Raw genomic sequence first — 15,490 nt, forward strand, 5'->3', positions numbered from 1 at the left:
CAAAAATTTAGATGTGGCCATAGAAAAAGCTCCCTTCAAAAGTAGACAGTTTTGTTATTTCAACTGTCTACTTTTGTGGGAGCATATCAAACTGAGAGGAATGTGCTTTTTGCTTGTTTAAACATCGATAGTCAGAGTGCATAAATCGCAAGGTGGGCAGTTGCTTTACCGCTTAAGACAATTCCTTGACTGGTTGATTTCGGGAAGATACGGGCAGAAGCCACCGCTTCTCCGTCGTTCAAGAAGACTTCGATCGACGAACGGTCGACGAACAGCCGCAGCGTGTGCAGTGGTTCAGTTAACGGGATGGAACGCGTCGTTCCGTATTCGATAGCGGGAACCTCTGCGCCAGACCGTGTACGATCCATTGTAAATCGTTTCGTCTGTGTATCATACCGCAGAATCGTTTCTTCTTGCTCACTCGCACGAACCTTTAATTCGAACTGTCCGGAAGAAATAGCAAGATGAGACAGGACCAGTTCAAAGACTTCCGCTTGGACAGGACTTGCCTGTTGTTCGACTACAAGATGTTGTTCATACAGGGTGTCTTTTCGTAGAGAGGTTAGTTCGCGGACCGGATTTTGGCGTAAATGCCCCTGTTCGAGTGTCAATTCTCGTGGCAGTGTCAAAGCGTGCGCCCATTTATAACGATCACTTGGATACGTGATATCGGGTAAACCCATCCAACCGACGAGAATCCGGCGACCGTCTGCTGCTAACGTCGTCTGGGGTGCATAAAAATCAAAACCAAAATCAAGTTCTAAAAAGTCTTCATGTTGATAAGACAGATTCGGGAAGTCGACCGTCTGACCGATGAAGTAACCGGATTGGAAAATGTTTTGGTAGTGGTCCCCTGTCGGTTCGATGCCTTGTGGACTAAAGAGCAACAATCCGTGCCCATCCAGCTCAAAATAATCGGGACATTCCCACATATAGCCGAAGTCCGGATAACGTGTATTCAGTTCTCCGAGTAACATCCAGGATTCAGCATCTTCCGAGTGATAGACGACCGTAGCGCCGGTCAAATCATTTCGCTGGGCACCGATGATACAATACCATGTCCCTTGATGTTGGAACACTTTTGGATCCCGGAAATGTTCGGTATAACCATCAGGTACCGTTGCGATTGCTGGCGGAAGATGTTTTTCAATCCGACCATCTGAACGAAGATGTCCAACGATTTGGCTTGTATGCCGGACCCAATCCTGATCGCGTTTATTGCCTGTGTACATGATATGGACTTTATCATCCTTGACGAAGCCACTACCAGAGTAGGCACCATGCGAATCGGGATCATCATTTGGGATCAGTGCCGCGCCTTCATCGAACCAGTGAACCAAATCCTTTGACGTCAGATGATACCAGTATTTTAATCCATGAACCGGTCCGAGTGGGAACCATTGATAAAATAGGTGGTACGTACCATCGTGATAGACAAAACCATTCGGGTCATTTAACAATCCGGTTGGTGGTTGAACATGAAAAGAGAAGCGCCAAGGGGATGTCCGGACTTCTTCTTTCATGAGTTGGTACACTTCCGGTGCGAGATCGGAGAGTGGGCGGTAGCGTGCTTCGCGTGTCCACTGATTCATGCTGTCAGCTCCTTGTTGTAAGTAGTTGTGTAGTTTCTTCTATTTGTTCACATTACGGAGAACGGTCTGGCTTGTCAATCGTGTCCATCACTATTACTGATGGAAGGTGAGGCGACTTTTACCGTGTTTTTTAGAATCGTATAATGCCATATCGGCACGTTGGATGACATGTTCAATCGACTCTTCAGATGAACGGATGGCGACACCAATACTTGCTCCGATCTGGAGTACATGTTGGTTTAGGACAAACGGATAGGAAAGTGTATGGATGATATCTTTTCCATAACGATCAATCTCCTCAAGTGAAAGTATTTCATTAAGAATGATCAAAAATTCATCACCACCAAGGCGTGCCACCATGCCCTCGTAACGGAATGATTTTTGGAGACGATCGGCGACTTCAATCAGGACAAGATCTCCCATCGCATGCCCATACTGATCATTGATGGCTTTAAAACCATCTAAATCAAGATACAAGTAGACTTGGTTATAGTCTTTGAGCGACAACAGATCTAAGTAATCCGATAATCCGTTGCGATTGGGTAAACCGGTTAAGGCGTCATGTAAAGCGAGTGATTCATACGTTGTCCGTTCTTGTTCCGTATATCTTAACGTGGTCGTCAATTGACGTAATGCAATCGAAAGAACCTCCACTTCACGAATTCCTTTGTGGTATGGAATCGATTTTAACGGATCATGCTGCATCGCTTCTGCTGCCTGAGTAATCTGTTGTAAGGGACGAGTCAGCAGTCTCGCGACGAACCAACCGATGAGGGCTGTGAGGAGCGATGCAATTAAACCGGCAATCAGAATATACGTTTTTAGTGTACTGGCATCTGAGAAAGCGACCTGACTCGGCTGACGGACGAGGACAGTCCAGCCGAGACCATCATAACTTTTATACCCTTTACTTTTAGCCAGACCTGTCAAATACTCCTGACCATTTTTCCAAGTCGACACTTGGTAACCGGCCTGATTTCCTGACAAGAAGGAAGCGGGGAGCGTTTTACCACGCCACTGCTCCGGACCGAGTAAGACCGTTCGATTTTGTTTACTGACAATAAAGACTTCAACATCCTTGATCTGAGCCGTCGAACTTTGGAAACTCTGTTCGATTTCCTTCGCCCATTCAAAACTCAGATGCGCTGCGAGAACACCAGTCAGTTTTCCATTCGTAAATAAAGGTGTGCTGATATCAACGAACTGTAAAGGCTCACCACTAGGGTTCGGGAGTAATTTGGCAAGCAAGACGGCATCATGGACGTCACCGATAAACGGTTTTTTTTGTGCTTGTTGAAAGACCGGACGCTCTTTGATCGATTGACCTTCTAAAATTGTTCCGGTTGAAGCAAGGACTTGACCATCGGGTGCGACAACACCAATCCAAGAAAAGTCAGGAATTTGTTGTTGCAGTTGCTGTAGCGTATCACGGGTTTCCTCTGTGTTCTTAGGTTGCTGAATCGTGGGTAATGTCCGCAATACATTGACTTCAGCCGTCCGTGACCACATGTAATGATCGAGTTTATCGGATAACTGATAAGCGGTTGCAGACAAGGTCGTGCCTACTTCTTCTTTTAATCGGTCGGTCGCGCGGTGACTGATTAAAAACGTCAAACAAAGTGTCATGATGAAAAATAGAACGGCAATCAATAAGGCAAGTAAGGCATCAAAACGAATAGACCAGTTGTGCATACAATAAACTCCATTTCAAGAACGAGATAGGTAAGGAAGATCTTTTTTAACATTTTAACATAAGCGATTTATCTGGTTTGATTTAATTCAAACTTTATGGATTATCGTCACAGGGCAGACAAAGGTCGTCGTTAAAGTAAAATGGAATTGGAAGCGGATTACATAATTGTAAGAATAGGAACTTTTTTATCTGTAATGACGTACACTAGAACAAGAAGCGCAAGCAAGAGGAGGAAAAAAGATGCTGAAAATTGAACATGTGTCAAAACGGTTAGGAAAAGAAGAAATTTTAAAAGACGTCAGTTTTGAAGTATCACCGGGAGAAGTATTTGGATTTCTAGGACCAAACGGTGCCGGGAAAACAACGACGATCCGTATCATTACCGGGCTGCTCGAACAAGACGCGGGGACGGTCACCGTCAATGGTTTTGATGTCGTTCAGGAACGTTCGAAAGCGTTGACACAAATCGGGGCAATCGTCGAAAATCCTGCATTTTACCCATACATGACCGGAAAACAAAACCTTGTCCAAGCGAAAAACCTGATTCCCGGCCTTGCGACGGTTGATTATGAGGCGTTGGCGCAACTCGTTGGTCTAGAAGGAAAACTTTCGAAAAAGGTCGGCGAATATTCCCTGGGGATGAAACAGCGTCTAGGAATCGCACGTGCCCTGTTACATAATCCACGTGTCTTGATCCTGGATGAGCCGACGAATGGGCTGGACCCAGCGGGAATCGCAGAACTACGAGAATACTTACGGAAAATGGCGCGGGAACAAGATATCGCCATTCTGATTTCGAGCCATATGCTAGGTGAAATGGAACAGATCAGCGACCGGTACGCGATCATTGATCAAGGGGTCATCAAATCCGTCGAATCCGTCCGAAATGAGACGGGAGCAAAAATTTTAATCCGTGTACCGGAAGCAACTATTCTGGATGTGATCGAAGTATTGCGGGCCGCTAATTATCCGGCAGAACGCTGGAAGGACAAAATTGTCATCACGGCACCTGAAAGTGAGACACCGGCGATCGCCCGACTGATCGTTCCGATTGCTGATCTACATGAACTGACGGTCAAGCGTCAGACGCTCGAAGAACAATTCTTACAAGTGACGAAAAAAGAGGGGGATTCACATGCTTTCGCTCATACAAAATGAATGGATGAAATGGTGGACGATGAAAAAATCGAAAATCGTTTTAGCACTATACCTTGTCATCGCCGTTGGACTGGTCATCATCGCTAAAACCAATGACTTTGATTTTACGCGAAGTGAATATTACACGTTGGTTTCGACGATCTTGTTTGGATTGCTTGGAATCATCACGATTGTCTTCACGGCAGAGACAGTCGGGAACGAGGTCCGTTATGATACGATGAAACATCTGTTGATGAGTCCGTACTCGCGGATGACGATTTACTTCTCGAAATTACTGTTTTCGATCTTGATCATGCTCGGTCAATTCCTCTTTATCGCCCTGATTACGTATGCGGCCTCGTTTGCCTTTTCTGAAACAGGAGAAACACTTCAATTGCGAGATACGGTCTTGGCGCTCGTCAACCCGATCTTCACGATTTTCATGACGTTGTTCTTTTCGCTTGTCTTCCGCTCCGTCGGGATGATCATCGGCTTTACGGTCTTGGCACAATTCTTTACCTCGATTGTCGGAAATGTTTTGTTAGCATTCAAACCGGAAATCGCTAAATGGATCGTCTTCATGCATTTGGATTGGTCGATGTATTTTAAAGGTGCATTGACATACGGGATGGCTGAACCGATGGGAACGACGCTGACATTTTCAATCATTTTTGTCATCGCCCATATCTTAGTCTTATTCGGTAGCTCGATCTTGATTTTCCAAAAAAAATCGTACCTGTAAGCCGATTCGTCCAAAAACAGATCCTCTCCCTGCGAGAACATCAGCAGGAAGAGGATCTGTTTGTCATTGGACACGACGCGTGATGGGAAAGGCGTTTTGGAAAAACTCGATCAACGGACCATTCAGCAACAAGAAGACAAACGTTCCGACACCAATTCCAATCAGTTCGTGTTCGACGAGTGACAGGATGCTCGCAATCAAAAAAGGGATTGCGAGGCTGACTGTCGCACCGATTGATGTACTTTTAAACCGGCTAATGAGTGATTTCATCAAATAGTCGGGTGGCATCAGGACAAAACCGATTTGCAAATACAAAGCCAGACCAAGTGAAATCAACGGCATCCCGATCACCATGTAGAGGATACGCATCCAAAGTGTCGTTGGTATATAAAGCAATTGATGAATCGATAAGAAAAAGTCAATCGCCGTTCCAAACAGGATGACTAAGGAAAAACTAAGTAGGATCGTCCACCAACTAAATCGACTACCAAGAATCAAGGCACTTCCAAGTGCCAAAACGTGTAAGACGACAATCGCCAGCCCGACGGTCAAAGGCGAGAGGCGAGCTAAGGCTTCGCTTGCAGATGTCCAAGGGGCGCTACCGATAGCGGCAGTCACCATAAAACTATTTCCGAGTGCGTTGATCAAGATGGAAAATAAATAAATGAGGATTCGTTTTTGTTGACTCATGGGAGGCACAGGCAAAAAAGACTGCGCTTCTCACCTCCATTTCAAAGCAGTATCGTTAAGGTATACCCTATTTTAATCGTTCTTTTCACTCGTTTTCATGAAAAGAAGATTGCGAAAAGTCTTGAAAAGGCGACATACTAGGAAGAAATTAAAGAAATGGGGATACGACATGACATACTTCGGTCAAAAGATTTTACCGTCCGTCAGAAAGTTAGAAGACTTTGAAAAAATGTTGAAAAGTCCGTATGAATACGGTGTGTTACTCGAGATGCATGTCTCGCGATTAAAAGCTGTCTACGAATTAGCACATCGTTACGATAAAAAAATGTTTTTGCATATGGATTTAGTGCAAGGATTAAAAAATGATGAGTTTGCGACGGAATATGTCTGTCAAGAACTGAAACCATATGGTGTCATCTCGACGAAGGCAAGCGTCATCGTAAAAGCGCGTCAGAAAAAGGTGAAGACGATGCAACGAATGTTTTTGCTCGATTCGAGTTCACTCGAAAAAAGTTATCACTTGATGGAACGGACACAACCAGACTATATCGAAGTATTGCCTGGCTTGATGCCGAAGTATATCGCAGAGGTCAAACGAAAAACCGGGAAACTAGTCTTTGCCGGCGGATTGATCGATACGGTTGAGGAAGTGGAGCAAGCAATCGCAGCTGGTGCATCGAGCATCACGACCTCAAATAAAGAATTGTGGCGATACTTTGAACCAGGTAAATGAAAACGCTATGATAAAAATCACCTAAACCGTTTGACAGCGTTTTCATCGATTGTTATAGTGAAAACAAGTTGATACGAAGTGACGGAGAAATCGGAGATTCACGCTTTCATGTTTTTTGAGAACATTCAAAAAGCCGAGGCGCGAATCTCTTTTTTTGTTGCTTCTTTCACATACAAAGGGGGAAGAACACATGTCACCAGTACTAGCAGAATTTTTAGGAACGGCTCTTCTTGTTGCACTTGGGAACGGTGTCGGAGCAGGTGTCACGTTATCGAGATCCTATGCAAAAGATGCAGGATGGATCGTCATCACCTTCGCCTGGGGATTTGCAGTCGCTTTATCCGTCTATGCAGTCGGGCAATTTAGTGGGGCTCATCTTAATCCGGCCGTGACGTTAGGTCTTGCGTTTGATGGTTCGTTTGCCTGGTCAGATGTTCCCGGCTACATCATTGCCCAACTATTAGGTGGGATTGTTGGTGCCAGTATCGTGTTTGTACATTACTTACCGCACTGGGCGGAAACAAAAGATCCGGCAGCAAAACTGGGTGTCTTTGCGACATCACCTGCGATTCCGCATACGTTTTCGAACGTGATGAGTGAATTGATCGCAACGTTTTTACTGGTCGTCGGGATTTTGTCGATTGGTGCCAATACGTTTTCAGATGGTCTGAATCCATTGATCGTCGGCTTCCTGATCGTCAGTCTCGGGATGTCATTTGGCGGTACGACGGGATACGCGATGAACCCGGCACGTGATTTAGGTCCGCGAATTGCGCACTTCCTTCTGCCGATTGCAGGAAAAGGTTCTTCGAACTGGGGCTATTCGTGGATTCCGGTCATCGGTCCTATTCTTGGCGGTAGCCTCGGCGGATTGTTTTATCGGTCTGTCTTCTCGGGCAAAGATACACCGGCATTTGTGGTCGTTGGACTTGTGACGATTGTCATATTAGGCTTATGCTATAGATTCGGTGTTCGTCCGAATAAATCAACGTCAGTGAAGTCGAAGTCAGCTTAAGCTTAACTTACTAGATATAAAGGATGGGGAAAAGATGGAGAACTACATTTTGTCACTAGATCAAGGAACGACGAGTACACGAGCGATTTTATTTAATCGGTCAGGTGAAATCGTTCATTCCGCACAACGTGAGTTTACACAGTATTTTCCGAAGCCGGGTTGGGTTGAACACAACGCCAACGAGATTTGGGGGAGTGTCCTTGCTGTCGTTGCGACCTGCCTAACGGAAGCCAACGTCAAGGCCACACAAATCGCTGGAATCGGGATCACGAATCAACGCGAAACAGCGGTTGTCTGGGAGAAAGATACAGGGAAACCGATTTATAATGCAGTTGTCTGGCAATCAAGACAAACAGCTGGAATTTGTGATGAATTACGAAATGCTGGACATGCGGATTTGTTCCGTTCTAAAACAGGTTTGCTGATTGATGCGTACTTCTCTGGAACAAAAGTCAAATGGATCCTTGATCATGTCGAAGGGTCACGTGAACGGGCAGAACGCGGTGAGCTGTTGTTTGGAACGATCGATACGTGGTTGATCTGGAAGCTGTCTGGTGGAAAGGCTCACGTCACGGACTATTCCAATGCGAGCCGGACGTTGATGTATAACATCCACGAACTCCAGTGGGACGATGAGTTGTTAGCGATTCTCGATGTTCCAAAAGCGATGTTACCGGAAGTTCGTCCGTCTTCTGAAGTGTATGCCCATACAGCGGGTTATCATTTCTTCGGTGAATCGGTTCCGATCGCGGGCGCAGCGGGTGATCAGCAAGCTGCCTTATTCGGTCAAGCCTGTTTTGAAAAAGGTATGGCAAAAAACACGTATGGGACAGGGTGCTTCATGTTGCTCAATACGGGTGAGAAAGCCGTTTCATCTGAGCATGGTCTATTGACGACGATTGCGTGGGGGATTGATGGAAAAGTCCAGTACGCCCTTGAAGGGAGTATCTTTGTTGCTGGTTCAGCGATTCAATGGCTACGGGATGGTCTTCGCCTCATTAATGATGCCAAGGAAACGGAAGCATATGCGACGCGTGTGACGTCATCAGAGGGTGTTTATGTCGTTCCAGCATTTGTTGGTCTTGGAACGCCTTACTGGGATAGTGATGTCCGCGGTGCTGTTTTTGGTTTGACACGTGGAACAGAAAAGGAACACTTCATCCGAGCGACACTTGAATCGCTTGCCTATCAGACGCGTGACGTCTTGACGGCGATGGAGCAAGATTCCGGGATCGAGATGTCGACCTTGCGTGTTGACGGGGGCGCGGTCAAAAATGATTTCCTCATGCAATTCCAGAGTGACATCATCCAAGCACCAGTCGAACGTCCGGAAATCAATGAAACGACGGCACTCGGTGCTGCCTACTTGGCAGGACTAGCGGTTGGTTTCTTCGAAAATCAAGAACAGATTGCCGCGCAGTGGCAGATGGATCGCCGTTTTGAGATGGAGATGGCGGAACAAGAGAGTGAAGATCTTTACCACGGTTGGAAAAAAGCTGTACAGGCTACGATGTTGTTTAAGTAATGTGAGATATGTTATAGTAAGAACAAGTTAATAAACCGGTCGGAGAATATGGAGAGACCACAGCAACAGTTGACACCGTCAGTCTGTTTGTTGTGGTCTCTTTTTTTTCGAACCTAAACAGGGGGAACTATTCATGGCAAACCAATCATTTTCAAGCAAAAACCGTGCAGACGTCTACAATCGATTGACACGTGAAGAACTGGATCTACTTGTTGTAGGTGGAGGAATCACAGGAGCGGGAATCGCATTAGATGCCGCGTCACGTGGTATGAAGATCGGACTCGTTGAGATGCAGGATTTCGCAGCCGGAACATCAAGTCGTTCAACGAAATTGGTGCATGGTGGTTTACGTTATTTGAAACAATTCGAAATTCAAATGGTTGCGGAAGTCGGAAAAGAGCGTGCCATCGTTTATGAAAACGGACCACACGTCACGACACCGGAATGGATGTTGTTACCGATGCATAAAGGCGGCACATTCGGACCGTTCAGCACATCAATCGGTTTACGTGTCTACGATTTCTTAGCAGGAGTCAAACGTTCAGAGTGGCGTTCGATGTTATCGGCGAAAGAGACACTGGCAAAAGAACCGCTCGTCAAGCAGGATGGTCTAAAAGGTGGCGGTTACTACGTCGAGTACCGGACAGATGATGCCCGTCTGACGATTGAAGTCATGAAAGAAGCGGTCGCGCACGGCGCCCGTGTCGTCAACTATACGAAAGCCGAAGAGATTCTCTATGAAGCCGGTAAAGTAGCCGGTATGCGCGTGACGGATCTTGAGACAGGTGATGTCCATGAAATTCGTGCGAAAAAAGTCGTCAATGCAACAGGTCCTTGGGTCGATGAGTTGCGCGAAAAAGATGGCTCAAAAGTTGGAAAACAACTTCGTCTGACGAAAGGGGTCCATGTCGTCATCGATCAATCGAAGTTCCCGTTAAAACAAGCCGTCTACTTCGATACACCGGACGGTCGGATGATCTTTGCCATCCCACGTGAAGGAAAAGCCTACGTCGGGACGACAGATACGTTCTTCGATAAAGATACAGCCCATCCGAAGTTCACGGTTGAGGATCAAGAATACGTGCTGGACGCGATTCATTACATGTTCCCGGATGTCAAAGTGACAGCGGAAGATGTCGAATCAAGCTGGGCCGGTGTTCGTCCGTTGATTTACGAACAAGGAAAAGATCCATCAGAGATTTCACGGAAAGATGAAGTCTGGCAGTCCGAATCAGGCTTGATCACGATTGCCGGCGGGAAACTGACAGGTTACCGTAAAATGGGCGAACATGTCGTCGATCTTGTCGCGAAACTATTAAAACAAGAAACAAACCGTGCTTATGCCCGTTGTTCAACAAAAAACATGCCGATTTCAGGCGGACACGTCGGGGGAGCGAACGGGTTTGCGAAGTTCCTTAAAGCACAAGCGCCGGCAAACGGATTGACTTCGGAAGAAGTTTTGTTCCTCGCGAAACGTTACGGATCAAACTTACCGGAAGTACTTCGTTATGCCGCTGAATACGATGGCGCAGAAACAGAGTTGCCACGTGATGTCTACGCCCAGTTACACTACGGAATCGACCACGAGATGGTCGCGCGTCCAATCGACTTCTTCATTCGTCGGACAGGTGCGGTCTTCTTTGATATCGCTTGGGCACGGACACATAAAGAGGCGGTCATCAAAGAGATGACGCGTCACTTGAACTGGACGTCAGCACAAACGGCACAGTATACAGAAGAGTTAGAATTAGAAATCAACGATGCAGCACACGCGCTCGTTACAGAATAAATGATTTTTCATCAAAACTCCTTCGCTTGCGGGCAAAGGAGTTTTTTGGCATAACGTGAAATCAGATTCATTGCACGCAATCGTTCCGGGGATTATGCTAAACGTACAAAATCATAAACAAAGGAGCTGGAACAAGATGAAAGTGGAAGTCTGGTCAGATTATGCGTGTCCGTTTTGTTACATTGGAAAAAAACGTTTGGAAAAGGCAATCGAGGAAAACGGAGTTACAAATGTAGAGGTGGAATTCAAGAGTTTTGAACTCGATCCAACAGCACCGGCACAACCGACGATGGGATTATACGAAATTTTGGCATCCAAGTACGGCACATCGGTCGAACAAGCCCAAACGATGTCGCAAGGTGTCGTCGACGCTGCGAAAGCAGATGGTTTGATGTATGAAATGGACCGTGTTATCCCTGCCAATACGTTTAAGGCGCATCGTCTGACTCAATTCGCCAAAAAACATGGTAAAATGGATGAGGTATCGGAAGGATTGTTCCAAGCCTACTTCATGAAGGGCGAGAACTTAAACGACGATTCGATTTTGACGCGGATTGCGACCGAAGCCGGTTTGGAGACAGCATCCGTCGAGGCATTTCTTTCATCTGACGAGTCGTCCGATGAAGTTCGCCAGGAAGAAGACATGGCTCGTGAACTTGGTGTCACGGGGGTGCCATTTTTTGTGTTCGACCGGAAATACGCCATCTCAGGTGCCCAACCGGTAGAAGCGTTCAGCCAAGTATTGGACCGGGTCCAACAGGAACAAAAAGTAGAAATCGTAGCCGAGGGTGATGCCTGTGGTGTGGACGGCTGTAACTAAATTCGATTGTAAAAGGAGAACCTGAAACTTATGAAATTCATTTTTCATCCAGAAATTCACGATGCACGGATTAACCTTGCCGTAGAGGATTTCATCTTAAACAACCTGAACGTCAGCGAAGAGGATTATTTCCTCTTTTACATCAATGGTCCATCGATCATCGTCGGTAAAAACCAAAACACGAATGAGGAAGTGAACTTAAAGTATGTCGAGGAGAACGGGATCCATGTGGTCCGTCGCCTGTCGGGTGGTGGTGCCGTCTATCACGACCACGGAAACTTGAATTTCAGTTTCTTGACGAAAGATGACGGGGATTCCTTCAACAACTATAAAAAGTTCACGGAGCCGGTTGTACAAGCGTTGCATAAACTCGGGGTCGAGGCAGAATTATCAGGTCGAAATGATATTCATGTCGGCACACGAAAAATCAGCGGTAATGCCCAGTTTACGACAAAAGGCCGCATGTTCAGCCATGGCACGCTGATGCTTGACTCAAACATTGAAGAGGTCGTCAATGCTCTGGTCGTCAGTGAAGAGAAAATGCGTTCAAAAGGAATCAAATCAGTCCGCAGCCGTGTTGCGAACATTTCAGAATTTTTGACGGAACCATTGACGATGGATGAGTTTGTCGCCCATTTACTTGAGTCCATCTATGAAGGAAAAGAAATGGAACGTTATGTGTTGACGGATGAAGATTGGGCGAAGGTCCATGCGATTTCCGCAGAACGGTACGGGAACTGGGACTGGAATTTCGGTAAATCGCCGAAGTTTGATGTCATCCATAAAAAACGTTTTCCGATCGGCACAATCGATTTTCGTTTAAATGTGAAAAAGGGAATCATTGAAGAAGCGAAGATCTATGGAGACTTTTTCGGGGTCGAGGATGCATCGGAAATTGCTCAGGCATTAGAAGGAAAACGCTACGATCGAGCGTCGTTACGTGAAGTGTTAAGTCAGTATGAGCTGAAGAAATATTTTGGTGCCGTCGAGCTAGATGAGGTACTTGACGTTTTAGCATAAGCTTTTTTGGGAAAACTCTTTCTATCAACTTGCATAGGGGGAGCTTTTTTCATGGGCTACAATAAAGATAACTTTTTAGAGGGTACGTTAACGGATTTCATCAACTTTGAAAAAGTCTCAGAAGGATTACCTAAAACGGAAGATCAACAACCGTTACCATACTATGAGCGGGACGATTACCGTGCTGCTGGAAAATTAAAAGGCAAAGTCGCGATCGTGACAGGTGGTAATTCAGGAATCGGACGTGCCATCTCGATTGCCTATACATTAGAAGGTGCTAAAATCGTCATCGCGTTTTACGGCGATCAAGAAGGCGCAGAAGAAACAAAAGCGCGTCTTGAAGAACTCGGCGGCGAAGTGTTACTTTCACAAGGTGATATCGGTGATGGGGAATATTGTGAAGAACTCGTCAAAAAAACGATTGCACGATTTGGTCGTTTAGATATCGTCGTCAACAATGCGAGTATGCAAAAACCAGAAGAATCATTGCTCGACATCACGGACGAATCGATGGAAAAAACATTCAAGACGAATATCTTCGGGATGATGCGCTTAGCGCGGGCCGCACTACCTCACTTGTCACTGGGGTCAGCCATCATCAATACGACGTCGTCGACAGCGTATGAAGGAAATCCATTGCTGATTGATTATTCGTCGACGAAAGGAGCCATCGTCAGCTTTACACGTAGTCTGTCGATGAACCTTGCGAAACAAGGAATCCGTGTCAATGCGGTCGCACCAGGTCCGATCTGGACACCATTGATCACAGACACATTCCCGGACGAATCGGTGAAGACATTTGGTAAAAATACACCGATGGACCGTCCCGGACAGCCGGCAGAAATGGCGTCAGCCTACGTGTTCCTAGCATGTAACGATTCAAGTTATATGACGGGTCAAGTCCTTCATCTAAATGGCGGCGTCATCGTCAACGGTTAAAAGAAAGAACGTGAAAACGTTTCCATAAAATGCTACACTATCCATACAGGCGGACACGTCATGTATGGATTTTTTTTACGTTAAAAATGAACGGTTATTCATTCGAAGGGGGAAGCGAGTTATGATGGGATTGATTCATTCGGTGGAAGAAACGGCCCGGCAACGTCCGGACAGTATTGCCTATGTGTTTGAAGATACCGCGGTAAGTTACCGGGAATTTGTTGAGAAATTTCACCGGGCGGCAGGAGCACTTGAGGCGCACGGAATCCGTAAAGGGGATCATGTTGCGTTGATACTTGGAAATAGCCCGGCTTTTTTAGTGGGTTATTATGCAGTGATGAAACAAGGAGCGATTGCGATTCCGATCAATCCGACCTATACACCGGATGAGCTGGGGTATATCTTGATGAACGGGGATGTCAAAGGAATTTTAGGAATCGCACCACTTGTCGAGGCCGCGAAGGATCGTTTGATTCATTTGCCGCACCTCGCTGTTGTCGTATCCGTTCCGTTTAATGGTCAAATCGGTCCGGATGAGCAAATCGGGAAAGTTCGTTTCACGACACTGGAGGCATGGCTTGAAATTGAACATCCGATTCAAGAGGTGACGTATGAACCGGATGAGACGGCTGTCATTCTGTATACGAGCGGTACGACCGGGAAACCGAAAGGGGCGATGTTGTCCCATCGGAATTTAACGTCGAATGCCCGTTCGATTGGAGAATACTTACATGTTTCGGAACGAGACCGGACGCTTGCGGTCTTGCCGATGTTCCATGTCTTCTGTTTGACGGTGGTCGTCAATGCCTCACTCGCCCATGGAGCAACCGTCATCATCGCTCCTCGCTTCTCACCGCAGGAGACATTTGAACTTGCTAAAAAAGAACAGGTGACGATTTTTGCAGGAGTGCCAACGATGTATAACTTCTTATTGCAGACCGTCAAGGCTCATCCGGAGTACACCCATCACTTCGATTCGATTCGCCTGTTCGTTTCTGGTGGGGCAAGCTTACCGGTCCCGTTGCTGCAAGCATTTGATCAGACATTCAACTGCCACATTCTTGAAGGATATGGTTTGTCAGAAGCTTCTCCCGTCACCTGTTTTAATCCGTTGAACGGTGTCCAAAAACCAGGATCGATCGGTCCTTCGATCATCGATGTCGAAAATAAAATCGTTGACGAATTAGGACAGGACGTTCCGGTTGGACAAGTCGGCGAATTGATCGTTCGTGGTCCGAACGTCATGACAGGTTACTATAAAATGCCGGAAGAGACGCAGGCGACGTTAAAAGAAGGCTGGCTCTATACAGGTGACCTGGCAAGACAAGATGAGGACGGATACTTTTATATCGTCGATCGAAAAAAAGATATGATCATCGTCGGAGGATACAACGTCTATCCTCGAGAAGTCGAGGAAGTCCTATACCAACATCCGTCTGTCGTGGAAGCAGCAGTCATTGGTGTGCCGGACGAAGAAATGGGTGAAGCGGTCAAAGCATTTGTCGTCGTACGCGAACCGTTGACGGAATTGGAAGTACTAGATTTTTGTGCGGTCTCACTCGCGAAATATAAATGTCCGACACGGATTGAATTCATTGATCAATTACCACGAAATACGACTGGTAAAATTTTACGGACGGTCTTAAAAAAACAACCGACGAATTCATGAGTCAAAAAGTAGAAGGAAGAACTTCAGGTTTCTGAAGTTCTCAGACTGAAGACAAAGTAGTGGTTTTTCTCTTAATCGGGAAGAACCGCTTTTTTTGTTCGCTTCGAATCGTTTTCCTGGGACAAG

13 protein-coding genes are annotated in these 15,490 nt (G+C 46.2%); 10 read left to right on the forward strand and 3 right to left on the reverse strand.

Going from position 1 to position 15,490, the window contains the following annotated elements; translation table 11 throughout:
* Positions 1–131 precede the first annotated feature (131 nt).
* The gene (locus tag KNQ13_RS14215; protein WP_014969697.1) at positions 132–1,592 is read right to left on the reverse strand and encodes a glycoside hydrolase family 32 protein; all 1,461 of its coding nucleotides are present in this window, start codon (positions 1,590–1,592) and stop codon (positions 132–134) included.
* Positions 1,593–1,685: 93 nt separating this feature from the next.
* Positions 1,686–3,284 (reverse strand): sensor domain-containing diguanylate cyclase, encoded by a 1,599-nt coding sequence (locus KNQ13_RS14220; RefSeq protein ID WP_026830971.1) that lies wholly within the window; start codon positions 3,282–3,284, stop codon positions 1,686–1,688.
* Positions 3,285–3,525: 241 nt separating this feature from the next.
* Here KNQ13_RS14220 and KNQ13_RS14225 point away from each other — a divergent pair, with 241 nt between their 5' ends.
* Together KNQ13_RS14225 and KNQ13_RS14230 are read left to right on the forward strand one after the other, a co-directional pair.
* A complete protein-coding gene (locus KNQ13_RS14225; RefSeq protein WP_026830972.1) occupies positions 3,526–4,443 on the forward strand; it encodes an ABC transporter ATP-binding protein in 918 nt (305 codons plus the stop codon).
* Positions 4,421–5,164: an ABC transporter permease gene (locus KNQ13_RS14230; RefSeq protein ID WP_014969700.1), complete on the forward strand. Its 744-nt coding sequence runs from the start codon at positions 4,421–4,423 to the stop codon at positions 5,162–5,164. The genes KNQ13_RS14225 and KNQ13_RS14230 overlap by 23 nt, the downstream gene beginning before the upstream one ends.
* A 63-nt stretch (positions 5,165–5,227) precedes the next feature.
* Here KNQ13_RS14230 and KNQ13_RS14235 read toward each other — a convergent pair whose 3' ends face one another.
* Positions 5,228–5,854, reverse strand: a complete 627-nt coding sequence (locus tag KNQ13_RS14235; RefSeq protein WP_014969701.1) for a YczE/YyaS/YitT family protein — start codon at positions 5,852–5,854, stop codon at positions 5,228–5,230.
* Positions 5,855–6,023: 169 nt separating this feature from the next.
* Between KNQ13_RS14235 and KNQ13_RS14240 the strand changes: the two genes are divergently transcribed.
* The 8 genes from KNQ13_RS14240 (at position 6,024) to KNQ13_RS14275 (ending at position 15,364) form a co-directional block, all read left to right on the forward strand.
* On the forward strand, positions 6,024–6,587 hold the full coding sequence (locus tag KNQ13_RS14240; protein ID WP_014969702.1) for a glycerol-3-phosphate responsive antiterminator: 564 nt from the start codon (positions 6,024–6,026) through the stop codon (positions 6,585–6,587).
* 190 nt (positions 6,588–6,777) lie between these two features.
* Positions 6,778–7,602: an MIP/aquaporin family protein gene (locus KNQ13_RS14245; protein WP_026830973.1), complete on the forward strand. Its 825-nt coding sequence runs from the start codon at positions 6,778–6,780 to the stop codon at positions 7,600–7,602.
* Positions 7,603–7,636: 34 nt separating this feature from the next.
* Positions 7,637–9,127, forward strand: coding sequence for a glycerol kinase GlpK (glpK, locus tag KNQ13_RS14250; protein WP_014969704.1), 1,491 nt, complete (start codon positions 7,637–7,639; stop codon positions 9,125–9,127).
* A 133-nt stretch (positions 9,128–9,260) separates the two neighbouring features.
* Positions 9,261–10,916, forward strand: a complete 1,656-nt coding sequence (locus KNQ13_RS14255) for a glycerol-3-phosphate dehydrogenase/oxidase (RefSeq protein ID WP_026830974.1) — start codon at positions 9,261–9,263, stop codon at positions 10,914–10,916.
* A 136-nt stretch (positions 10,917–11,052) separates the two neighbouring features.
* Entirely contained in the window at positions 11,053–11,736 is a 684-nt protein-coding gene (locus KNQ13_RS14260) for a DsbA family oxidoreductase (protein ID WP_014969706.1), read from the forward strand.
* A 30-nt stretch (positions 11,737–11,766) separates the two neighbouring features.
* Positions 11,767–12,756 carry a lipoate--protein ligase gene (lplA, locus tag KNQ13_RS14265; protein ID WP_014969707.1) on the forward strand — a complete coding sequence of 330 codons (990 nt, stop codon included), beginning with the start codon at positions 11,767–11,769 and terminating at the stop codon, positions 12,754–12,756.
* A 51-nt stretch (positions 12,757–12,807) separates the two neighbouring features.
* Positions 12,808–13,695: an SDR family oxidoreductase gene (locus KNQ13_RS14270; protein ID WP_014969708.1), complete on the forward strand. Its 888-nt coding sequence runs from the start codon at positions 12,808–12,810 to the stop codon at positions 13,693–13,695.
* Positions 13,696–13,819: 124 nt separating this feature from the next.
* Positions 13,820–15,364, forward strand: coding sequence for a fatty acid--CoA ligase family protein (locus KNQ13_RS14275; RefSeq protein ID WP_026830975.1), 1,545 nt, complete (start codon positions 13,820–13,822; stop codon positions 15,362–15,364).
* The last annotated feature ends 126 nt before the right edge of the window (positions 15,365–15,490 follow it).

Source organism: Exiguobacterium sp. s128, assembly GCF_018618815.1.
GTDB classification, from domain to species: domain Bacteria; phylum Bacillota; class Bacilli; order Exiguobacteriales; family Exiguobacteriaceae; genus Exiguobacterium_A; species Exiguobacterium_A antarcticum.

Excerpts from the sequence above, each read along its gene's own strand:
- KNQ13_RS14215 (WP_014969697.1), bottom strand. The coding sequence starts at position 1,592 with ATGAATCAGTGGACACGCGAAGCACGCTACCGCCCACTCTCCGATCTC.
- KNQ13_RS14220 (WP_026830971.1), bottom strand. The coding sequence starts at position 3,284 with ATGCACAACTGGTCTATTCGTTTTGATGCCTTACTTGCCTTATTGATT.
- KNQ13_RS14225 (WP_026830972.1), top strand. The coding sequence starts at position 3,526 with ATGCTGAAAATTGAACATGTGTCAAAACGGTTAGGAAAAGAAGAAATT.
- KNQ13_RS14230 (WP_014969700.1), top strand. The coding sequence starts at position 4,421 with ATGCTTTCGCTCATACAAAATGAATGGATGAAATGGTGGACGATGAAA.
- KNQ13_RS14235 (WP_014969701.1), bottom strand. The coding sequence starts at position 5,854 with ATGAGTCAACAAAAACGAATCCTCATTTATTTATTTTCCATCTTGATC.
- KNQ13_RS14240 (WP_014969702.1), top strand. The coding sequence starts at position 6,024 with ATGACATACTTCGGTCAAAAGATTTTACCGTCCGTCAGAAAGTTAGAA.
- KNQ13_RS14245 (WP_026830973.1), top strand. The coding sequence starts at position 6,778 with ATGTCACCAGTACTAGCAGAATTTTTAGGAACGGCTCTTCTTGTTGCA.
- glpK (WP_014969704.1), top strand. The coding sequence starts at position 7,637 with ATGGAGAACTACATTTTGTCACTAGATCAAGGAACGACGAGTACACGA.
- KNQ13_RS14255 (WP_026830974.1), top strand. The coding sequence starts at position 9,261 with ATGGCAAACCAATCATTTTCAAGCAAAAACCGTGCAGACGTCTACAAT.
- KNQ13_RS14260 (WP_014969706.1), top strand. The coding sequence starts at position 11,053 with ATGAAAGTGGAAGTCTGGTCAGATTATGCGTGTCCGTTTTGTTACATT.
- lplA (WP_014969707.1), top strand. The coding sequence starts at position 11,767 with ATGAAATTCATTTTTCATCCAGAAATTCACGATGCACGGATTAACCTT.
- KNQ13_RS14270 (WP_014969708.1), top strand. The coding sequence starts at position 12,808 with ATGGGCTACAATAAAGATAACTTTTTAGAGGGTACGTTAACGGATTTC.
- KNQ13_RS14275 (WP_026830975.1), top strand. The coding sequence starts at position 13,820 with ATGGGATTGATTCATTCGGTGGAAGAAACGGCCCGGCAACGTCCGGAC.